The organism is Paenibacillus sp. URB8-2 (assembly GCF_013393385.1).
In the GTDB taxonomy this organism is placed as follows: domain Bacteria; phylum Bacillota; class Bacilli; order Paenibacillales; family Paenibacillaceae; genus Paenibacillus_AQ.
On the sequence record NZ_AP023239.1, the window covers coordinates 2,914,477 to 2,934,829 of the forward strand.

At 51.5% G+C, this 20,353-nt stretch carries 21 protein-coding genes; 14 read left to right on the forward strand and 7 right to left on the reverse strand.

Annotation, left to right across the window (positions count from 1 at the left end):
* Positions 1–105: 105 nt before the first annotated feature.
* On the forward strand, positions 106–465 hold the full coding sequence (locus tag PUR_RS13360) for a replication termination protein (protein ID WP_124694274.1): 360 nt from the start codon (positions 106–108) through the stop codon (positions 463–465).
* A 107-nt stretch (positions 466–572) separates the two neighbouring features.
* Here the strand turns inward: PUR_RS13360 and PUR_RS13365 are convergent, their stop codons facing one another.
* The gene (locus tag PUR_RS13365; protein WP_179035667.1) at positions 573–1,139 is read right to left on the reverse strand and encodes a TraR/DksA C4-type zinc finger protein; all 567 of its coding nucleotides are present in this window, start codon (positions 1,137–1,139) and stop codon (positions 573–575) included.
* A 171-nt stretch (positions 1,140–1,310) separates the two neighbouring features.
* Between PUR_RS13365 and PUR_RS13370 the strand changes: the two genes are divergently transcribed.
* The 6 genes from PUR_RS13370 to PUR_RS13395 all read left to right on the forward strand — a co-directional run bounded on the left by PUR_RS13370 (position 1,311) and on the right by PUR_RS13395 (position 8,134).
* Positions 1,311–1,685 carry a DivIVA domain-containing protein gene (locus PUR_RS13370; RefSeq protein WP_179035668.1) on the forward strand — a complete coding sequence of 125 codons (375 nt, stop codon included), beginning with the start codon at positions 1,311–1,313 and terminating at the stop codon, positions 1,683–1,685.
* Positions 1,686–1,755: 70 nt separating this feature from the next.
* Complete coding sequence (locus tag PUR_RS13375; RefSeq protein ID WP_179035669.1) at positions 1,756–4,461, forward strand: CHASE3 domain-containing protein; 2,706 nt, start codon at positions 1,756–1,758, stop codon at positions 4,459–4,461.
* 324 nt (positions 4,462–4,785) lie between these two features.
* Positions 4,786–5,313: a cysteine hydrolase family protein gene (locus tag PUR_RS13380; RefSeq protein ID WP_179035670.1), complete on the forward strand. Its 528-nt coding sequence runs from the start codon at positions 4,786–4,788 to the stop codon at positions 5,311–5,313.
* 21 nt (positions 5,314–5,334) lie between these two features.
* Entirely contained in the window at positions 5,335–6,141 is an 807-nt protein-coding gene (locus PUR_RS13385; protein WP_179035671.1) for a VanW family protein, read from the forward strand.
* Positions 6,142–6,281: 140 nt separating this feature from the next.
* Positions 6,282–7,229: a DMT family transporter gene (locus tag PUR_RS13390; RefSeq protein WP_179035672.1), complete on the forward strand. Its 948-nt coding sequence runs from the start codon at positions 6,282–6,284 to the stop codon at positions 7,227–7,229.
* A 59-nt stretch (positions 7,230–7,288) separates the two neighbouring features.
* Positions 7,289–8,134, forward strand: coding sequence for a class I SAM-dependent methyltransferase (locus PUR_RS13395; protein ID WP_232101493.1), 846 nt, complete (start codon positions 7,289–7,291; stop codon positions 8,132–8,134).
* 57 nt (positions 8,135–8,191) lie between these two features.
* On the opposite strand, the gene PUR_RS13400 is transcribed toward PUR_RS13395, so the two are convergent.
* Positions 8,192–8,545 (reverse strand): cupin domain-containing protein, encoded by a 354-nt coding sequence (locus PUR_RS13400; RefSeq protein ID WP_179035673.1) that lies wholly within the window; start codon positions 8,543–8,545, stop codon positions 8,192–8,194.
* 17 nt (positions 8,546–8,562) lie between these two features.
* Entirely contained in the window at positions 8,563–9,462 is a 900-nt protein-coding gene (locus tag PUR_RS13405; protein WP_179035674.1) for a LysR family transcriptional regulator, read from the reverse strand.
* A gap of 208 nt (positions 9,463–9,670) precedes the next feature.
* Here PUR_RS13405 and PUR_RS13410 point away from each other — a divergent pair, with 208 nt between their 5' ends.
* The 6 genes from PUR_RS13410 (at position 9,671) to PUR_RS13435 (ending at position 15,375) form a co-directional block, all read left to right on the forward strand.
* Entirely contained in the window at positions 9,671–10,621 is a 951-nt protein-coding gene (locus tag PUR_RS13410) for a phosphate ABC transporter substrate-binding protein PstS family protein (RefSeq protein WP_179035675.1), read from the forward strand.
* A gap of 85 nt (positions 10,622–10,706) precedes the next feature.
* Positions 10,707–11,627 (forward strand): phosphate ABC transporter permease subunit PstC, encoded by a 921-nt coding sequence (gene pstC / locus PUR_RS13415; protein ID WP_179035676.1) that lies wholly within the window; start codon positions 10,707–10,709, stop codon positions 11,625–11,627.
* Complete coding sequence (pstA, locus tag PUR_RS13420) at positions 11,627–12,523, forward strand: phosphate ABC transporter permease PstA (protein ID WP_179035677.1); 897 nt, start codon at positions 11,627–11,629, stop codon at positions 12,521–12,523. The genes pstC and pstA overlap by 1 nt, the downstream gene beginning before the upstream one ends.
* Before the next feature lie 16 nt (positions 12,524–12,539).
* On the forward strand, positions 12,540–13,340 hold the full coding sequence (gene pstB, locus PUR_RS13425; RefSeq protein ID WP_179035678.1) for a phosphate ABC transporter ATP-binding protein PstB: 801 nt from the start codon (positions 12,540–12,542) through the stop codon (positions 13,338–13,340).
* A gap of 195 nt (positions 13,341–13,535) precedes the next feature.
* Entirely contained in the window at positions 13,536–14,261 is a 726-nt protein-coding gene (locus PUR_RS13430) for an MBL fold metallo-hydrolase (RefSeq protein ID WP_179035679.1), read from the forward strand.
* Positions 14,262–14,688: 427 nt separating this feature from the next.
* A complete protein-coding gene (locus PUR_RS13435; RefSeq protein ID WP_179035680.1) occupies positions 14,689–15,375 on the forward strand; it encodes an AlkZ-related protein in 687 nt (228 codons plus the stop codon).
* Positions 15,376–15,475: 100 nt separating this feature from the next.
* Here the strand turns inward: PUR_RS13435 and PUR_RS13440 are convergent, their stop codons facing one another.
* The 3 genes from PUR_RS13440 to PUR_RS13450 form a co-directional block, all read right to left on the reverse strand.
* Positions 15,476–15,655, reverse strand: a complete 180-nt coding sequence (locus PUR_RS13440) for a hypothetical protein (protein WP_179033489.1) — start codon at positions 15,653–15,655, stop codon at positions 15,476–15,478.
* A gap of 211 nt (positions 15,656–15,866) precedes the next feature.
* Positions 15,867–17,093, reverse strand: a complete 1,227-nt coding sequence (locus PUR_RS13445; protein WP_179035681.1) for an aminopeptidase — start codon at positions 17,091–17,093, stop codon at positions 15,867–15,869.
* Positions 17,094–17,111: 18 nt separating this feature from the next.
* Positions 17,112–18,344, reverse strand: coding sequence for an aminopeptidase (locus PUR_RS13450; protein WP_179035682.1), 1,233 nt, complete (start codon positions 18,342–18,344; stop codon positions 17,112–17,114).
* A gap of 289 nt (positions 18,345–18,633) precedes the next feature.
* Between PUR_RS13450 and PUR_RS13455 the strand changes: the two genes are divergently transcribed.
* Complete coding sequence (locus PUR_RS13455; RefSeq protein WP_179035683.1) at positions 18,634–18,915, forward strand: hypothetical protein; 282 nt, start codon at positions 18,634–18,636, stop codon at positions 18,913–18,915.
* Positions 18,916–19,006: 91 nt separating this feature from the next.
* Here the strand turns inward: PUR_RS13455 and PUR_RS13460 are convergent, their stop codons facing one another.
* On the reverse strand, positions 19,007–20,353 hold the full coding sequence (locus PUR_RS13460; protein WP_179035684.1) for a TrkH family potassium uptake protein: 1,347 nt from the start codon (positions 20,351–20,353) through the stop codon (positions 19,007–19,009).

Genomic DNA, 20,353 nt, shown 5'->3' on the forward strand with positions numbered 1-20,353 from the left:
CTCCAGAAAAAGGAGAGGCGAATCCGCAAAATCATATTGTGAAATTTGAGAAACAGTGATTATATAGAGGTAACGTATCCCGCATTTTGATAAGGGAGGTCTTTCATGGCTTTTATGATTGCTCAACGGGCGTTTATTAAGCTGTATCTCATTACCATGGTGGAGCAACATCACGGCTATGGCTATCAAATGCTTGAAGATTTGCGCAGGGATTTTAAAAGTCACGGATACAACCCTCCGCAGAGCGAAATTTACCGCGCTCTCCACGAATTGGTTCAGCAAGGGATTCTATACCGCACGAAGCAATTAAAGGGGAATGATCCCAGGGTGGATTTTCAGGAAATCGTTCTTTACCATTTCACGTCGGACGGAGCCGAGAAGGCAAAGCTCTACAAGAAGCAGGTGAAGACGGATCTTGACCGTTGTTTGGGAATATTAAACAAAGCGGTGGCCGACAACTATTAGAAGAACCGGGATGTTCTGCACCCGAATGCGAGACGGCCAAGAATGGACGCCAAAAACCCCCGGCTGCGGATATCATGTGTCCGCAGCCGGGGGAGAGGTAAGGCATCCTACATATCGTCATAATCCGAAACATTGCGTTTGGCTGCCATCGCCGGGGTATTGGAGGTTCCATAATCCTCTACGCTATCCCAGGCCTGCGCATCGTCGAACCGGCCGGTGTGCTTTTGCCTTCCTTCTCCCGCTCCGGAAGGCGGCCGGGTCATGGCCTGCTCCTCGACCGGACGGTCGCCGGAAATCTCTTTTCGCGGAGTATGTTCCACGCTGTACGCGGTGAAGGGAATCGCCTCCAGCCGTTCGTAAGGAATTTCTTCGCCGCTGACGACGCATAGGCCGTAGGTGCCGTCCTCCATCCGCTGAAGGGCCTGATCGATTTCCTCTAATTCGTCTTCCAGAGAATCGTTAATCGCCAGGTCGCGGCTCCGTTCGAAGGTTTCGGTTCCCACGTCGGCAGGATGATTGTCCACTGACGACAGTTCGCCGGTTGATATACGCAGCGAATCGCCGAGCAGGCTGTTTTCTTCGTTATTTTGAGCGAAATGCTCTTGCAGCTCCCGTCTGCGATCCAGCAGAAGCTTTTTCAGATGGGCAAGCTGGGTATCCGATAAATGACTCATATAGAAACTCCCTTTCTGAACGTAATAAAACCCTGGGTGTAATTCTTCCTTACCCTAATAAGCGAGGATGCAATCACCCTTCCCCCCGGGGCGTTGGTATTTTCAGCTTCTCTTCACCCTGATATAATGGGAAAGCCGGAAGAGAGCAGTCCACATTTGGAGGTATGGAAGATGGATGAACATATGAAGCGGAGACTGGACAAACAGAGAAAATTGTTCAGTCAGCTTGGGATCACGCTGGACGCGCTTACCATTCATGAGAAAGAATTCGGCATGAAATTACGCGGATACGATCCGGAGGAAGTAGATACTTTTTTGGATAGCGTCATCAAGGATTACGAGCGGTTCTATGCAACCATCGCCGACTTGATGGACAAATGGCAGGAGCAGCAGATTGCCCTGCGTGAATTGAAAGCGGAAAGCAAGCAGGCGCCGCCCCCCGTTATCCGCGGAATCGATCCGAAAGAGATCGAGGAGACGATATTGAGGCTTGAGTCAGGCGTCCGTCAGCTCAAGGAACGAGTTCAGCGAACTGAGATTATTTAGCCTCCGGGAAATGGGTATGCAAAAATAAACGGCGAATCCGCCGGATGCCGGGACGGAGGTTGTATTTTTTGTGGATAAAAATGTATGGAATTTGAAAGTCCGTGGAAAAATTGCACTGGGCTACAGTATGATCCTATTGGTGCTCGGCCTCTTTCTGATCATCGTTCAGGGCCGGATATCCGAGCTTGAACAGGAAACGATTATGCTGAGCGGACATGATATGCAGGTGAACGAGCTTACTTTTCAAATTGAGAAGAATGTACTGGATATGGAGACCGGTCAACGCGGCTATGCGATCACCGGCGACGAATCGTATCTTGCCCCTTACTACGACGGGCTGGAGAAATGGAGAATCCACTATACCAAACTGAACGAAATGATCTCGGGTAATCCAAGCCAGCTTGACAATTTGAAAAATATCAGAGTCAATATCGAAACGTGGATCGTCAAATCGGGACAATATGTCGTTGACCTCAAACAGGCAGGACGCGATGCCGAGGTTAACGCCTATTTCCATGCGGACACCGGTAAATCGATTGTCGAGCAAATCCGTAAACAGTCGCAGTATTTCCGCGAGATTGAAAAAGGGACTACTGCAAAGCGGGTGACCGATCTTAAAGATCGCAATCGCCAGCTGATTGTAACGATGTACGTTTTGTGGAGTATGGTTGCGCTGGTCGCCATTGCCGCTTCCATTCTGATTTCTGGAGGGATCGTCAAGACGCTGAAGAACGTGATTGACGCGATCAACCATATCGCCGATGGAGATAGCAAGGCAAGACGAATCGAAGTGAACACCAAAGACGAGATCTACGATCTCGCCATTGCGACAAACCGTCTTCTGGAGAATGTGGAAAGAGAGCAGCGGATCAGCGATCAGGTAACCCGTATGTCTCTCAAACTTCAGGAAAAAACGGCTCCTGCCGATTTAAGCGATACTTTCCTGAGCAAGCTGTCCACAATGCTGGAAATACAATATGGTGCGGTGTATATTGCTCAAGGCAATTATGGCGACTCTCTGGTGCGTGTTAGCTCCTACGCGGGCGGGGAAGAGGATACGCACCTCGGTAGAGAAAAAGTCATGCTGGGAGAAGGCCTGGTCGGTCAATGCGCACTGGATCAGAATCTCTTGAAGCTTGAAGAACTTCCCGTCGACTATATTAACATCAGCTCGGGTCTTGGAAGAACCCCGCCGAGGCAGGCGGTGATCGCGCCGGCTATATTTGAGAATAGAACGGTTGCGGTGGTGGAGGTTGCTTCGCTCATGAGATGGACTCCGGAACATTTCACTCTGCTGAAGCAGATGCTCGATCTGTTCGCCGTCTCGGTGAATTCAGTCATGACTCGCATGCAGATCGAACAGCTCTATTCGGAATCCCAGACCATGAACGAGGAGCTGCAGACTCAGTCCGAAGAACTCCAAGTTCAGACCCACGAACTGATTAACGTTAACAGCAAGCTGGAAACGCAAAAGGAGTTTGCGGAGAATACGGCATCGGAACTGGAGAAAATGAACGAGGAGCTTGAAAGAAGTTCCCGCTACAAATCCGAGTTTCTGGCAAATATGTCGCATGAGCTGCGGACTCCGCTTAACAGCATGCTGCTGCTGTCTCAGATTTTGTCCGAAAATCAAGGAGGCAATTTAACGGAGGAGCAGCAAACATACGCATCGGTCATTCATTCCTCGGGAAGCGATTTGCTGGCGATTATCAACGATATTCTGGACTTATCCAAGGTCGAGGCAGGTAAAATGCAAATCGAAACGAGCGCGGTCAATCTTACGGAATTCCATTCCCTGTTTGACGGGTACTTCGGCATGACGGCTGGATCCAAAAAACTTGAGTTCAGCGTCGTCCTGAAGGATAGAGTGCCCGATATCTTCTACACGGATGAGCTTCGGCTGCATCAAATCCTGCGAAATTTGCTGTCTAATGCCTTTAAATTTACGGAAAAGGGCGGCGTAAAGCTGGAAGTCTCCAAGCTCGACACCTTCTCAGCTCCAGGATACCATCCCGATGGACCCATGCTGGCTTTCTCCGTAATCGACAGCGGCATCGGAATTTCTCCTGATAAACGAAATCTTATATTCGAAGCTTTCCAACAGGCGGATGGATCGACGGCGCGCAAGTTTGGCGGCACGGGACTCGGATTGTCCATTTCGCAGCAGCTTGCGAAGCTCCTCGGAGGATATCTTACGCTCAAGAGCAAGCCGAATGAGGGAAGCATCTTCACGCTGTATCTTCCTTGCAGGAATGAACCATGGGAGCCGCAGGGCCAAATATTCGAGTCCGAGGCGGCGGCGACGGTTGAAAGCGGGACTTTTGCAAAAGGCAGTGTCGAGGAAATGCGCACCGACAATAGCTTTTATTCAGCGGATTATGGATGTTTGACCGGCAAAACCGTGCTTGTCGTCGATGACGACTCCCGTAATATTTTCGCGCTGACCCAAACGCTGCAGAAGTATGATATGAAGGTGCTAACGGCGCAGAACGGATTTGAGTGCCTCCAGATCGTCAGAGAACATCCCGAAATCGGAATTGTTCTTCTCGATATTATGATGCCGGTCTTGGACGGCTACGACACGTTATCCATTCTTCGTGAAGAGCTGCTGCTTAGCGAGCTTCCGATAATAGCCGTATCCGCGAAGACAATGAAGGAAGACAGAGAGAAGTGCCTTGCCGCTGGTGCGACGGATTTTATCAAAAAGCCTGTGAACATCAAGGAGCTCCTTCAACTGATGTGCCATCATCTAAGAAAAAAGAGTGATTGGCGGTAACATAACCAGTCAGTAACACAGCCGGATATTCGGCAACCGGAACCCCCGGCCCGCGAACAGTCGCGCTCCTAATGGAAGCAGCGATTGCCGCGGGCTTTTTCATATGGAACGATTCCAGGACCGGCTAATGGATACTCGTATATGAGCGGTTGAGGTCAAGTATTAATTCCGGCAGCCAATCGGCAAGTGAAAGAAATGTGAATCCCTCCGACTGAGCTTTATCCGTATCCATATGCCAAGACTGCCCGATGCCAAATGGAGACATATGCTGTCACTATTTCTGGTATACTTTGGGTTATGATCACGCTGAGGGAGGAATTTGAGATGGTTGAACCGCATACTGCTTTAATTCTGATTGACGTACAGGAGGCGATGTTTTCGTATCCGGGGATGAAGCTGCATGACGAAGAAGGCGTGATGGAACGAATCGTATCGCTGCTTGGCAGGGCACGCCAGAGCAATACGCCGGTAATTTTTATTCAGCATTCCGAGGACGAAGAATACACCAAGGGATTGCCCACATGGCAGATCAGCTCCCGAGTCGCGCCGCTGCCCGGAGAAAAGATCATTGAGAAGCCGACGTGGGATGCCTTTCATCTTACCGGACTAAGAGAAGAGTTGGAGCGCGCAGGAATCACCAATCTAGTCTTCGCAGGCATGCAAAGCGAGTTCTGCGTCGATTCGACATGCCGCCGGGCGTTCAGCCTCGGCTACTCATCCGTTCTGGTCGAAGATGCCCACAGCACATTTGACAACGGACGACTTACCGGCGAAGAAATTGTTCGCCATCATAACGGAGTGCTTGGTGGACGGTTCGTCACGCTGAAGCCGGCAAGCGAGATAATCTTCTAAATGGGCGGGAAATACAGGGCTATGCAGCCCAAGAAACGTTCCCGTCTGCGGCTATTTGCGGGTAAACACTATTTTATATGGAAAAGATATTTGAAGTGGGCGACAGGCAAGGAGTCAATGGCGACTGCTTTCAGCCGGGAATCCTTGCCATGCAAGGTGTTCGAGCACGCAACTCCCTTGCTGCGGAAGCTGCGAAAGGTGGACATGCAGCTGCAATACAATAAAATTACAAATCTCAAACTTGCTGTCCAAAGGCTTGACGGTTTGATTATTCATCCGGGTGAAACGTTCTCCTATTGGCGGAGAATCGGAAAGCCTACCAGGCAAAAGGGGTACATGGAGGGAATGGTGCTTTACTACGGGGGATTTAAGTCCGGCGTGGGCGGAGGGCTGTGTCAGCTCTCGAACCTAATCTATTGGATGTCGCTTCATTCGCCGCTTACGGTGACGGAACGGCATAGACACAGCTACGATGTTTTTCCGGATGAACAGCGAACCCAGCCCTTTGGCAGCGGGGCCACCTGTTCCTATAATTATTTGGATCTCCAACTTAGAAATAAGACCAACGCGGACTATCAGCTAAGGCTATGGCTTACCGATACGCATCTTCACGGAGAATGGCGCAGCACAGAATCGCCGCTCTATACGTACGAGGTATATGAAAGTGATCATTCGATTTCTTTAGAGCCATGGGGCGGATACCTTCGCCGCAATAGCATTCGGCGGAGGGTGTTAGCACGGGACGGCAGTGTCGCGTTTGACGAGTCCATTACCGATAACATGGCATTGATGATGTATGCCCCCTTGTTAAAGGAGAACTCCTTATAGTTTTTTTCATCCTTTGGATAGATCAGGCTTTCATAGGTCATATTTTTTATAAAAAGGCTGATTTTTTCCGCCGTCTGCGTTACATTAACAAAAGCAGCTTTTTTCTTACATCGACGCATACGGAAAGGAAGACCGAATAAATGAATACCAAAAAACCGCCGGTTCCCGTGGCATTGCTCATGCTTATCGGGATAATCGCCATCTCGTTCTCCGCCATTTTTATTAAGTGGTCCTCGGCTCCGGCTTCCGTCCAGGCCATGTACCGCCTGCTGTTCACCTCGCTTCTGATGGCGCCCTTCGTTCGCCCATACAGCGGAGCGCTGTCGGCCCTGCGCCTAAAAGATTGGATGCTGCTGACAGCCTCCGGATTCATGCTGGCGCTGCATTTTTTGTTGTGGATGGGTTCGCTCGAATTCACATCCGTTGCCAGCTCTACGATGATCATGGCGCTTGAACCCGTTTTTATTATGATTGGGTCTTTTATTCTGTTTAGGGAGCGCAGCACAGTTTCTGCGATAGCCGGTCTTGGAGTTGCGATTGTGGGAGTCGTCTTCATCGGTTGGGGAGATATCGGATTGTCATCGGACAATCTTAAGGGGGATCTGCTGTCCATTTTCGGAACCGCAGCGGTAGCCGTCCACCTCATGATCGGCAAAAAGCTGGTAGCCCGGATGCCTTCCTACTTGTACAGCCTGGTTCTCTTCATCATCGCCGGAGTCGTGTTTGCATTGTATAATTTCGGTATGGGCATTGCTTTCTTTGACTATCCGCCAAAAGAATGGGGCATCTTCGCACTGCTGGCTATCGTGCCGACCGTATTCGGGCACATACTGTTTAATTGGCTTCTCCAATATACGTCTGCGACTACCGTTTCCATGAATATTCTCGGAGAACCGGTCGGAGCGAGCATCCTTGCCTATGCGCTGCTTGGCGAGCAGCTGACCGGACTGCAATGGGGAGGCGGTCTGCTGGTGCTCGGCGGTCTCGGTTGTTATTTGTACATGGGCAGCCGAAACGCAGCGAGAGAAGAAGAGCGGAAGTTCAGCCATCCGCAGGAACCTCAGACACTGCCGGAAAGCGCTTCTTGAGCCGGGAAAGTCCAATCCGATTTGAACATACAACGAACGATGCAAAGGAGCTTTAAATCATGCACGACAGTCCTATGGATGAAAATAAACCCGATTCGGCGGTAACCTCCTCCGTCAGCGAAGAGCTGTGGAATGAGGATACGTACAGCGCTTGGATAAGCCGTTTTGGAACGCCCGAAGAAGCCGCGGTCAAGCTGCGGAATAATCCCGCCGTCAAGCTTCAGCCGCTTCTTGCCCATTTTGGAGAAGTAAGCGGCAAGAAAATCATGAACCTGATGGGATCGAACGGGGTAAAGGGCGTAGCACTTGCCCTGCTTGGCGCGGAGGTGTCGGTCGCCGACTTCTCGGAAGGCAATGCGCGTTATGCGAGCGAACTGGCGGAAGAGGCGGGAGTCCGGCTGGATTATGTCGTCTCCGACGTCTTGAATCTGCCACAGGACATTCGTCGTGGAGCATACGATATTGTTTTTGCGGAGCAAGGGATCGTTCATTATTTTACCGACCTGAAGCCTTTCATGGATATGGCATATTCGCTGTTGACTCCCGGTGGACAGTTTATTTTGCGGGATTTTCATCCGGTGTCGACCAAGCTGATCTCATCCAAAGGCTCCACAGCCAAAATCCGCAAGCATAAGGTAAGCGGAGATTACTTCGATACTTCACTTGAGGAGAAGCAGGTGTCCTATGCCAAGTATACGCCGGAAGATGGCGGAAGCGGGGACCATATGGGCGTTGTTTACTGGCGCAAATGGACCCTCGGCGAGATCGTGACCGCAGCTGCTGACAGCGGATTGCATATACGGAAGCTAATCGAAGAGCCGAATCTGTCCTCGGAAGTGTTCGACAAGGGCATCCCGAAGACGTTTGTGCTGATCGCGGAGAAGCCCGATGTAGAAGGTTACTAAGCAAATAAGGTGTCAGGCTGCACTTGGCCCGGCACCTTTTTATTTACGCTCTTGATATTACTTTTTACTCATAAATAATGACGGCTTCAATTCTTCGCTTTCAATGAGGATGGCGGTTAACCCTAAAGTGGACTTAGTTTCATGCCATTCATCTTTCTCCCAAAAAACGGCGTCTCCAGTTTGCACCTTAACATATTCTTCATCTTTACCTCTCACATAACCTTCACCATTTATAATGATAAGAAGCTGAGGTACAACGGCTTGGTGATAACCGACGACACCATTTTCCTCTAAGTGCATACACCCGATATGTGCCGATTTATTGGTTTGAAGAATACGTGACATCGTAAAGTCGGAATTGAATTCTGTAATCTTTTTACCGCTATCTTTACTAAATTGATAAAGCTCCATAATTAACCTCCCATATGCTAAAAAGTATGATGAAATCCTGCCTCCAAGCTGTCCGCGAAAGCCTTCTGAATCGCAGACATAGCGTGGTCCTTACGCCAGGCCAGATAGAACCCCCCGCGTTCCGGGATAATCCCTGGAAGATTGCGATATCCCAAGCTCCCCGATTCCAGCTCTGCCGCAATACCGATTTTGGAAAAAACGGCGACCGCATTGCCTTGAACGACCAGTCTCTTGACCGCCTCGGCACTATGCAGCTCCACCTTATTCCATAAATGCAAGCTGTTCAATTCAGCCCAGCTGTCGGCGAATTCCCGCAGACGGCTTCCTGGGGCATGCTGAATCCACGGCTCCCGGGCTATTTGGTCAGGCGCGATTTCATTCATGTATACAAAAGGGTGCTCCGGAGGAAATATAAGTACAGCTTCATCGTCGATTATCTTTTTCAAATGTAAAGATTCGTCCGCCTGCCCGCCGCCGTGCAGAACGGCAAGTCCAATCTCGCGGCTTCGCAGCTGTTCACGCAAACCGTGTTCATCAGCTTCCGAAACGGTGATTTCAATTTCCGGGTAGTGTTGTACCATACCGGCCAAAACAGCTGGCAGCAGGTAAGCCACCGGGATCGCCGATGCACCGATGTCCAGTTTGGCCTTGGAGCGGGAAATGGTTTTCTTTACGCTTCTTTCGGCTTCGGACGCTAGCGCGACAATACGAACAGCATATTGATGCAGCGCAAGACCGGCTTCAGTCAGCAGCACGCGGCCGCTCCGGTTCTGAAACAAAGGGGTGCCGAGTTCACTCTCCAGTGATTTCATATGAAACGAAACGGTCGGCTGCTTCAGGCCGAGTTCGGAAGCTACGTCGGTGACTTTTTTATATTTTTCAATGAGAACGACGATTTGCAATTTTAAAATATTCATGGGATTTCCTCCGCTTAAACTGTGATTCACAGATATTCTCTTCGTATATTATAGAATATTTCTATATCGTTATACATATTCTATTTCTTTTTTTATCTTTCATTTTACACAAGTCGGGGGTTTAACTAACGTAGGGATTTTACAATTAATGATGTCAGGGCAAACGAGCCTAATTAACGACACCAAATGTAGGAGGAGACAAACAACAATGCGCTCTAGAAAATCCTGGGTTATGGCACTTGCATTAACAGGTGTATTGGCACTTTCGGCATGCGGAAATAATGGGGGAAATAATACGGCTAACGGCGGTAACGCAGGGGCCAGCAACGCGCCTACACAAACAAACAGCGGCGCAGAACTCAGCGGTTCGATTCTTGCTTCCGGCTCCACGGCCCTTCAGCCCCTGGTTGAACAGGTTGCCGAGAAATTTATGGAGCAGCACGCAGGCTTGGATATTCAGGTTCAAGGCGGCGGCAGCGGCACTGGACTCACACAGGTTGCAGAAAAACAAGTGGATATCGGTAACTCCGACGTATTCGCAGAAGAGAAACTGAAAGACGCGGATGCCGAGAAAGCGAAGGCGCTCGTCGATCATCAGGTTGCAGTAGTCGCGATTACGGCTGTTAGCAACCCGGCTGTAGGCGTTGACTCTTTGACGAAACAGCAGCTGGTTGATATTTTCACCGGCAAAATCACGAACTGGAAAGAAGTAGGCGGCGCGGATCAAAAGATCCAGATCATCAACCGTCCGGCAAGCTCCGGCACACGCGCAACATTCGAAAAGTTCGCGCTGGGAACCAAGACGGAAGATCTTCCAGGCTCCATTCAGGAAGATTCCTCGGGTACCGTTAAGAAGATCATCGGCGAAACTCCGGGAGCAATCGGATACCTGGCTCTGTCTTACCTTGATGAATCGGTTCAAACTTTGAAATATGATAGTGTTGACCCATCCGTGGACAACGTAATCAGCGGTAAATATCCGGTTTGGGCATATGAGCATATGTACACGAACGGCGAACCGAACGAAACGGTAAAAGCGTTCCTGGACTACTTCCTGACTGACGAGGTTCAAAACGGCGATGTAACCGAGCTTGGGTACATTCCGGCCTCGAAGATGCAAGTTTCCCGCGATGTTGCCGGAACTGTAACGAACAAATAAACCGGTATCTAAAAGTAAAAGCTTTATAGATTTCAGAGGCGGAGTTCTTCTGCCTCTCTTTTCACTTTAAAGAGAAGGGACCTACATGATAGTGCAAAACAACAAAATCGCGCAGAATCACAAGTCGCGTATTGAAAAACATCATATCGAAGACTTTATCGGACGCTCTTATATGTCCTTTTGTGTTCTTCTGCTTATTGTCGCCATTATTTCGATGGTGTATTTTGTGATGTCTAAGGGCATTTCGACGTTTGTCGTCGACAAGGTAAGCGTTTCGGACTTCTTTTTCGGAACGAAGTGGTCTCCGGAAGGAAGCCCACCTTCTTTTGGAGCGCTGCCATTCATTGCTGGCTCCTTTGTCACGACGCTGCTGGCCGCGCTGATTGCCAGTCCGTTAAGCATTTGCGCCGCGCTGTTCATGACCGAAATCGTTCCGGGATGGGGGAAAAAGCTGCTTCAGCCCGTCATCGAGCTTTTGTCGGGTATACCTTCCGTCGTCTACGGCTTTGTCGGACTCAGCGTGATTGTGCCGTTCTTACGGAACGTGTTCCCCGGACAAGGAATCGGCGTTGCCGCCGGCTCGCTCGTGCTGTCGGTTATGATTTTGCCGACGATTACCAGCGTAACTGTCGATGCGCTGTCCGCGCTTCCGCAGAATTTGAAGGAATCCTCCTTTGCTCTTGGCGCCACCCGCTGGCAGACCATCGCCCGGGTTATTATTCCGACTACGCTGCCTGCCATTCTGACCGGTGTCGTATTGGGCATGGCCCGCGCTTTCGGCGAAGCGCTCGCGGTCCAAATGGTTATCGGGAACGCGCCGTTCATTCCGACATCGCTATTTGAATCGGCATCGACGCTCACCAGCGTCATCACACTCGGAATGGGTAATACAACGATGGGATCGCCGCAAAACAATTCGCTTTGGAGTATGGCGCTTGTTCTCATGCTGATGACCTTCTTATTCGTATTCATTGTCCGCCTGCTGGAAAAAAGGAGGGCAATCTAATGAAAGCAAGAACTGTTGACAAGATCGCCACCGGGATCATTGTAACATTAGCTCTGCTCATCGTTGCCGTTCTGGCCGGTCTGCTCGGATATATTTTATTCCGGGGCCTAAGTCACATCAGCTGGGATTTTCTGACCTCTGCTCCACAAAAAATTCGTGCGGGCGGCGGTGTCGGTCCGCAGCTGTTCAACTCGTTGTTCCTGCTTGTCCTGACGCTGCTGATTACCGTCCCGCTTGGGCTTGGAGCCGGCATCTACATGGCGGAGTATGCGCGTCCGGGAAGAATCACCGGTTTTATCCGTCTTATTGTTGAGGTCCTGTCATCCTTCCCGTCGATCGTCGTCGGCTTGTTCGGCCTGCTGCTCATCGTCAACATTTTCGGCCTCGGATTCTCCCTGGTTTCAGGAGCGCTGGCACTGACGGTATTCAATCTTCCGCTGATGGTGCGGATCACCGAGCAGGCGTTCCGCAGCGTTCCCGCGCAGCAGAAGGAAGCCGGTTTCGCGCTTGGGCTCTCTAAGTGGAAAATCGTCACCACCGTTCTGTTCCCGGTGGCGCTGCCCGCGATCATTACGGGAACAATTCTGTCTGCCGGCCGGGTATTCGGCGAAGCCGCCGCCCTGATGTTCACGGCGGGGATGAGCAGCCCGCGGCTGAACTTTAGCAACTGGAATCCGCTTAGTCCGTCTTCGCCGCTGAACCCGTTCCGCCCGGCAGAGACGCTGGCTGTGCATATTTGGAAGATCAATAGCGAAGGACTCGCCCCTGATGCGGTACAGATCGCCGCTGGAGCGTCGGCTGTCCTGGTCATTACGGTTCTGATCTTTAATCTGGCCGCCCGCTACGTAGGCAGATTGATCTACCGGAAGCTTACCGCTTCGCGGAGAATGAATTAGAGTGGAGGAATAGAACATGGAAGCGACACTTACGGCACCGCAAGTTTTACAGGAATCAAAGGTGGAGAAAAATTTCCGTACCGAAAGTTTGAGTATCTTTTACGGTACTTACGAAGCCGTGAAAGGCATTAGCCTGCCTTTCCCCGAGAAGTCGGTTACGGCGCTGATCGGGCCTTCCGGCTGCGGCAAGTCGACCTTTCTGCGGTCACTGAACCGTATGAACGATGAAATATCCGGGTCGACGACCAAAGGAAGCATTTGGATCGACGGTGTGGACATCAACGCCTCGGGCACGGATGTTATCAAGCTGCGCCAGAAAATCGGCATGGTCTGGCAGAAGCCCAATCCCTTTTATAAATCGATTTATGACAATATCGCTTTCGGGCCGAGATACCACGGGGTGAAGGGAAAGAAAGCGCTGGATGAGATTGTCGAGAGCAGTCTGCGCCGAGCCGCCTTGTGGGACGAGGTTAAGGACCGTTTGAAGGATTCCGCCCTGGCGCTCTCCGGCGGCCAGCAGCAGCGTCTCTGTATCGCCCGGGCTCTGTCGGTCAATCCGCAGATCCTTCTGTTAGACGAACCAGCTTCGGCGCTTGACCCGGTTTCCACCGGCAAGATTGAAGAACTCATCAAGGAACTGAAAGAGGAGCTGCGCATCGTTATCGTTACCCACAATATGCAGCAGGCGGCGCGGATCTCCGATTATACGGCTTACTTTTATCTCGGCCAACTGATTGAATACGGGCTGACAGAGAAGGTATTTACAAATCCGGAGAATTCGATGACCCAAGAATACATCATGGGCCGTTTCGGCTGAGTTTACAAAGTTGCAAATTCATTCTCCTGAATGTTCAGGTCACCCACCGGGATCAAACCGCTTCTTGATTAGAAGAGGGGATTCCGGTTTTTTGCATGCAACAAGGATTTTAATAATAAGGTTAAAAATAAGGATTGCAAAACTAATATCATTAGTTTATATTATAACTAATAAGATTAGTTTGGAGGGAAGACCATGAGAATAACACGTGACAACTGGCTGCTTCAGCTCACTTGGATGCCGCGTCTGTTTCCGGTAAACTGTTATATTGTGGAAGAAGAGAAAGACCTGACCCTGATTGATGCAGGGATGTCTTTCAGTCTGAACGGCATTCTCCGCACTGCCGAATCGCTCGGCAAGCCGCTGGCCCGGATCGTGCTGACCCATGCGCATGATGATCATGTCGGAGCGCTCGATGCATTGAAGAAAGAGCTGCCGCAAGCAGAGCTGTATATATCGGAGAGGGACTCGGCGCTGCTGCGCGGCGACAGTTCGCTGCGTTCCGGGGAGCCGGCAACGCCTGTCCGTGGTGGAGTTCCCAAGAGCATAACCAGCGTTCCCGATCATTTGCTCCACGATGGCGACGAGATCGGTTCACTAACTGCCATCTTCACACCGGGACATACGCCAGGATCAATGTCCTTTCTCGACCGGAGGAGCGGTGCGGTTATCGCGGGCGATGCGTTTCAGACCTTCCGCGGTACAGCGGTATCGGGTACAGTCGTGCCACTGTTCCCCTTTCCTGCAATGGCCACCTGGAACAAGGAAGCCGCTTTGGAGAGTGCTGTTAAAATTCAACAGCTGAACCCATCGCTTCTTGCGGTAGGGCACGGGAATTTGCTGAAACAGCCCGGCGAACGGCTGCGCAGCGCCATTGCGAAAGCTGAAGCCGGTTTGAAACCGCAAGGTCTTACTTCATAAAAGTAACGGAAGATACGTCAAGTCGCCTAGAGCAGGACTAGGCCGGGGCAAAATTGTAACGGCAGACGCGCAAATTGCTGACGAGTATGGAATGGAAAGAGTGCCGCTGGCGGCGCATGCCGCCAGGTGTGCATACGTCCCCCTTCGTTGTATAATCACATTAACGGACAGGGACAGGCCGGACTGCGGGTACTGCTTGCGCATAATCGCTGTCCTGAGTCCTTACAATCTGGGCACAAAAGGCGAATTTCATGCCCTCAGGGAACAGCGCAGCATTTTGCACGTGTTCGCGTCGCTTGGAGCAGAGTGAGGCTTCGGCATGCCGCTTGACGTGAGCGACAGCCTGTCAGCTACACTTAGCGCTTTTCCGGCGGGCGTTGACCAGGTCAGAGAATAAGGTAAGCCGAATTAGGAGGAGAGAGTTAGCATGGTACAGGAAGCAACACCGGCGGCGTCTTTTACTTTTGAAGATGCCGCTGAACTTGTCGCACATATCGGGATATTGCCGCTCGCACCGCTTATTCCGGAGCACCCTTCGCTTAAGTCACTCACGAGAGAAGAGGATTGGCATACGGATACAGAGCTTGATCCATGGCAGTGGCGGGTAAGGTTTCCTGGAGAAGGCCAAGCGACTTACGGCAAATTTCTGAAGAAAAAGGCCGTGCTGGTCGCAAGGGAATGGTTCCCTTATTTTGCTGCCGTATCGGGAAATGCCCGTACGTTTAAGGACCGCTACAACAACGGCTTAGCCAGCAGGGAAGCGTTCAGTATCCTGGAGATCGTAGAGAGAAATGAGGGAATTGAGACGCGTCAGCTTCGGGCGGAAGCTGAAATGAAAGCTAAAGAGAAGAAGACCGCTTTTGACAACGCCTTGAACGAGCTGCAGGGAAGTGTCGATATCGTCATTTCCGGAGTTCGTCCACGGCTTAACGCAGATGGAGCAAAAAACGGCTGGAACAGCACATCCTTTGAAACGGCCGCCCACTGGATGCGCGAGAATGGAATCGAACCGTTCGCAGGAACAAGGGAGGAAGCCGCTCTATGGCTGAAGGCCCGGATGGAACCGGTGTGGTCGCAGGCCGCAATAGCATGGATCCACAAATTATGGGCATAGCGTCTATGCCCTCCAAACAAAAACGGCTGTTTCCTCGCCTCGAAATGAAGGAACGGATTAGCCGTAAGCGCTTTCTATTGGATTGGTAAAATAGAATCCGTCAGTCGAACATCGGGAGAATAAAAGCAACCAGAAAGTACAGGAAACCCATGAAGAGCATGACGTAAGCGGTGTATTTGACGGCGTTGGCAGCATCGACGCGATTGTCGTACAACGGCTCCCCATCATGGTCTTCCTCTTCATTCCGTTCGGCCTCATTCGAATACGGATCTTTCATCATCTTAATCGCCTCCTTGGATGTTAACTTCCACATCTCTATTGTGACATTTTTGTGAATTAAAATCAACAGAATTGTGTCTATAAATTGAACAAAATTTGAAATGTTCATGAACCCTCATTTTTCTGATCGTGCAGGCGCGCAAAAAGCCCGGTTCCTCCATAGAGGGAGAAACCGGGCTTTTTCCGAATATTTAGTTGGTTGAATCCTGTTCTTATACCCATCCGCCATTGCGGAAAATAGGTTCAGCCGTGCCGTCATCTGTAATGCCGTCAATGTCCATCTCCGGGGAGCCCATCATGAAATCGACGTGAATAAGACTCTGGTTCATTCCGCGCCCGGTCAGCTCTTCCTCCGTAAGCGATGTGCCGCCTTCGAGGGTGAAAGCATATGAAGCTCCCAGTGCCAAATGACAGGAAGCATTCTCGTCAAACAATGTGGTGTAGTAGAGAATGCCGCTTTCCGAAATTGGGGAACGGTGGGGGACAAGCGCTACTTCGCCGAGTGAAGCAGCTCCTTCATCCATTGAGAACAGAACTGCCAGCTTGTCCTGCCCTACTTCAGCGGTATAGTCCGTTACCTTGCCGTCCGTAAAGGTTAGGGTAAAGCGGTCAATGACGCTTCCCGCGTAGCTGAGCGGCTTGCTGCTGCTGACTTTGCCGGTCGTCCCGTCGCGGTGGGGAACCGTAAACACTTCCTCGGTAGGAATGTTGGCCAGAAAAGGAACGCCCTTGCCGTTCACCGCTCCGGCCTGGCACCAGATGTGGCCCTCCGGCAGTTCGACGGTCAGGTCGGTGCCCGGCGCTATGTAATGCAGCTTGCGGTACTTGCGCTCATTCAGCTTATCGCAGCGGCGCTTCAGTCCGTCAAGATGCAGCCGCCAGGCTTCAAGCGGGTCTTCCACATCCGCGCGTACAGCGCGGAAAATCGCGTCCCACAGCAGATTGATCCGCTCCTCCTCCGGAGCATCCGGGAATACTTTGGCCGCCCAGGAGGCCGAAGGGTAAGCGACGCCGCTCCAGCTCGCGTGGTTGCCCATCAGCAGTTGGCGGTAACCTGTCATCGCTTCGGCCGAGACTCGCTGATTCATGGTGATCCGCTTCGGATCGACGCCCTTCAGCAGATCCGGATCGGTCGAGATAATTGTCAGGAAGCAGGCGTTGCCCCGCGCAAGCTCCTCCATCTCATCCGCGAATCGTTTCGGCGGCTCCGAGAACGATTCCTCCGGGGCCAGGTCGTAGCGCGTCCGCGTTACGACTTCATCCGAATAATTTACCTTGACCAGCTTGGCTCCCGCCTCGTAAGCTTTGCGGACGACCAGGCGAACCAGTTCGGCCGATGCGATATCCGCATTGACTACCAGCGTCTGCCCAGGCTGTATATTGACGCCGACCTTTACGGCAAGCAGCGCATAATTCTCCAGTTTTTGATTGAAATCCAAATCCCGACCCTCCTTGAATTAAAAAGCCCAGTTTCCGTTCAAAAACACCGGTTCTTCCGTTCCATCGTTTGTAACGCCGTATATATTCATCTCTGCCGAGCCGATCATGAAATCGACATGCGTAACGCTTGTGTTGAGACCGCGATCTTCAAGCTCTTCCTTCGTCATGCTTTTGCCGCCTTCCAGACAGAATGCGTACGCGGTTCCGATCGCGAGATGGTTCGAGGCATTTTCATCAAACAGCGTGTTGTAGTACAAAATATTGGAATCCGAAATCGGGGAATAATGGGGGACAAGAGCTACTTCGCCCAAATACTTGGCGCCTTCATCCAGGCTGATCAAATGCTCCAGCGTTTCCTGTCCCTGCTCGGCCGAAACCCCGACAATTCTTCCATTCTCAAAGGTAATTGAGAAGCCGTCGATGATGTTGCCGCCATGACTGAGCGGTTTCGTGCTGCGGACGGTACCGTTAACGCCCGTTTTCAGCGGAGCCGTGAACACCTCTTCGGTCGGCATGTTGGCTACAAAAGTATGCCCTTGTGCGTTGATGCTGTCGCCCTGCGCCCACAAGTGGCCTTCCGGAAGCTCGATGGTAAGATCCGTTCCTGGAGCGGCATAACGCAGCTTCTTATATTTCTTGGCGTTAAGCACGGCCGCTTTCGATTCCAGTGTATCCAGATGCTCTTGCCAGGCGGCTACCGGATCTTCACGGTCAAGACGTACGGTATGGAAAATCGCTTCCCACAGCCTTTCTATCCGCTCCTTGGCAGGAACATCAGGGAATACTTTGTCGGCCCAAGCCTGTGAAGGAATGGCGACGATGCTCCAGCTGATTTTGTCAGCCATGACATATTCTCGGTATTTGGTCAAGGCGGCTCCGCGGGTCTTATGATAGTCCGCGATCCGAGCCTGGTCGATTCCTTTCAGCGCATCCGGGTCTTCGGCAATGACCGACAGCACAGCTGCGCCGTTCTCGGCAAACTCGGTAATCTCGCCGGCATACCAGGCTGGGGCCTTGGTGAAGACCTCCGGGGCGGCATGCTCGAACAACAGGCGCGTGATGCGTTCGTCGCTCCAGTTGACTTTGACCTGGCTGGCGCCGGCTTCATACGCCTTGGCAGCGATCAAACGGACGAATTCCGCCGCGACGATGGGCGTATTCACGACCAGCGCTTGACCCGGCTGCACATTAACGCCTATTTTTACGGCCAGGTCGGCGTATTTGGAAAGTTTTGCTTCAAAATCGGTCATAGAAATTTCCTCCATTGTTCAAATATAAGAAATCCGATAAGCTTCGCACTTAATCTTGGCTGTGAAGTTTCCACTAGAAACGGTGCGTCTTGGAAGCCGGGCGAAGTCGTTTCTTAGGTTGCCAAATTAAGCTATTGAGTATTGTACTAAATTATTAACCGCCGGATGAAAAAAGTCAATTAGGTCGGAGGAGCGGGATTTGAGCGGGCAATAATGATATACTGAAATGGATTTCCACTTCGCTCCAAGAGCGATTGGACATCTGACGATATGAAAGGATGGAAGCTTCATGAGCGTAAGCGTTACGGAAGCGGCCATGCGCCGCAATGAGGAAGGAAATTATGTGGGAAGAACCGTATTTACCCTGGAGGGCCATGCGGCCCAATACGAAATTACGTTCTTCAGCAAAAAGGGCAAGGAATGGGATTACAGCCTGAGCTTTGCGGGCGAGCCCGGTAGTGAAGAGCAATTCCTGGAACTGGACGCCAAGCTGGAGGAAGATGACGAACTGTTCGACCGGCTGCTGGACGCGGCTCTGGATGCAGAAGATTCAGTAGACACCAAAGAATAATACAATGATGCGTAACAGTTAGCCGGTCCGCGCATATACTCGTGGAGGCGGATAAAAAGAAAGAACGGCGGATTCTCCGCCGTCCGTATGTCTAACCGATCATCATGTGGCCTTCGGGATGGCGGTACAGCTCCTTGCCTTTGGTCGGTCTAAGGGCGTAAGCCAGTGTCAGGGGTCCGGTCCGTCCTATGAACATGAGTAGGATGACGAGAATTTTCCCGGCAGCGCTCAGCTCTGTGGTCAGTCCCATCGTAAGCCCCGAGGTGCCGAAAGCGGACACAGACTCAAACATCACTGTAAGAAAGTCGGCTTGCTCGGTAATCGACAACAGCATCGTGGCGGTTATCACAAGCAGCAGGGAGAGCAGTGTCATAGTTATAGCCCGGTAGACGCTCTCTTTGGACAAACGATGGCGAAACAGCACCACATCTTCTCTGCCGCGAATGCGCGAGTATACGGCGGCGATGAGCAGGGCGAATGTCGTCACCTTGATCCCCCCGCCGGTGGAGCCCGGGGCAGCGCCGATGAACATCAGCAGAATAATTAGAAACTGAGTCGATTCCCGGAGCTTGTAGATATCAAGTGTCGTAATGCCGCCAGATCTCGGAGTCAGGGCCTGTAAAAAAGAAGCCAACGCCTTTCCGCCGGGATGAAGCGGCTTCAGCGTATGATACAGCTCCAGCCAGAAAAATAGTGCAGCTCCGGCAGCGATCAGTATAAGGGAAGTGGACAGAACCACCTTGGAATGCAGGGTAAGCCGTCTTCGCTTGCGGAAATCGACCACGTCGGACAATACGATAAAGCCGATCCCGCCCAGAAAAATAAGCAGCATGGCCGTGATGTTCACCACAGGATCTTCAACATACCGTGTCAGACCGCTGAACGGCCCGTGCACATCGCCAAACAGATCGAAGCCGGCATTGTTAAAAATGGAAATGCTGTGGAATATGCCGTAGTATACCGCTTTCCCTGCCGGCATGTCCTTCAGGAACCGGAGTGCCAGCGCCGCCGCCCCGGAAAGCTGGATCACCAGCGAATAAATCAGAACCCGGCGAATAAGGCGAACAATTCCCTGCATGGAATTCTGATTCATCGACTCCTGAAGCAGCAGTCTCTCTTTGAGAGATATCCGCCTGCTCAGTACGAGCGTAATCAGCGTTGCCATCGTTACAAAGCCGAGGCCGCCGAACTGGAACAGTACGAGCAGCACAATCTGGCCGAAGGTCGTAAGTCCGGTCCCGACATCGATAACGGCCAGCCCGGTCACGCAAGTGGCGGAGGTGGCCATAAACAGCGCATCGATCCAGGAGATATCGCCCCCCGCGGATGAAACGGGAAGAGAAAGAAGCACGGTGCCTGCGGCAATAAGAAGAATAAAGCCGAGGGATAAAATTTTGGGCGGAGTCAGACGCAGCCCGCCATAGGGTAAATTGGCCAT

Coding starts and splice junctions, on each gene's coding strand:
- PUR_RS13360 (WP_124694274.1), top strand. CDS start 106: ATGGCTTTTATGATTGCTCAACGGGCGTTTATTAAGCTGTATCTCATT.
- PUR_RS13365 (WP_179035667.1), bottom strand. CDS start 1,139: ATGAGTCATTTATCGGATACCCAGCTTGCCCATCTGAAAAAGCTTCTG.
- PUR_RS13370 (WP_179035668.1), top strand. CDS start 1,311: ATGGATGAACATATGAAGCGGAGACTGGACAAACAGAGAAAATTGTTC.
- PUR_RS13380 (WP_179035670.1), top strand. CDS start 4,786: ATGGTTGAACCGCATACTGCTTTAATTCTGATTGACGTACAGGAGGCG.
- PUR_RS13385 (WP_179035671.1), top strand. CDS start 5,335: ATGCAGCCCAAGAAACGTTCCCGTCTGCGGCTATTTGCGGGTAAACAC.
- PUR_RS13390 (WP_179035672.1), top strand. CDS start 6,282: ATGAATACCAAAAAACCGCCGGTTCCCGTGGCATTGCTCATGCTTATC.
- PUR_RS13395 (WP_232101493.1), top strand. CDS start 7,289: ATGCACGACAGTCCTATGGATGAAAATAAACCCGATTCGGCGGTAACC.
- PUR_RS13400 (WP_179035673.1), bottom strand. CDS start 8,545: ATGGAGCTTTATCAATTTAGTAAAGATAGCGGTAAAAAGATTACAGAA.
- PUR_RS13405 (WP_179035674.1), bottom strand. CDS start 9,462: ATGAATATTTTAAAATTGCAAATCGTCGTTCTCATTGAAAAATATAAA.
- PUR_RS13410 (WP_179035675.1), top strand. CDS start 9,671: ATGCGCTCTAGAAAATCCTGGGTTATGGCACTTGCATTAACAGGTGTA.
- pstC (WP_179035676.1), top strand. CDS start 10,707: ATGATAGTGCAAAACAACAAAATCGCGCAGAATCACAAGTCGCGTATT.
- pstA (WP_179035677.1), top strand. CDS start 11,627: ATGAAAGCAAGAACTGTTGACAAGATCGCCACCGGGATCATTGTAACA.
- pstB (WP_179035678.1), top strand. CDS start 12,540: ATGGAAGCGACACTTACGGCACCGCAAGTTTTACAGGAATCAAAGGTG.
- PUR_RS13430 (WP_179035679.1), top strand. CDS start 13,536: ATGAGAATAACACGTGACAACTGGCTGCTTCAGCTCACTTGGATGCCG.
- PUR_RS13435 (WP_179035680.1), top strand. CDS start 14,689: ATGGTACAGGAAGCAACACCGGCGGCGTCTTTTACTTTTGAAGATGCC.
- PUR_RS13440 (WP_179033489.1), bottom strand. CDS start 15,655: ATGATGAAAGATCCGTATTCGAATGAGGCCGAACGGAATGAAGAGGAA.
- PUR_RS13450 (WP_179035682.1), bottom strand. CDS start 18,344: ATGACCGATTTTGAAGCAAAACTTTCCAAATACGCCGACCTGGCCGTA.
- PUR_RS13455 (WP_179035683.1), top strand. CDS start 18,634: ATGAGCGTAAGCGTTACGGAAGCGGCCATGCGCCGCAATGAGGAAGGA.
- PUR_RS13460 (WP_179035684.1), bottom strand. CDS start 20,353: ATGGCCAATTTACCCTATGGCGGGCTGCGTCTGACTCCGCCCAAAATT.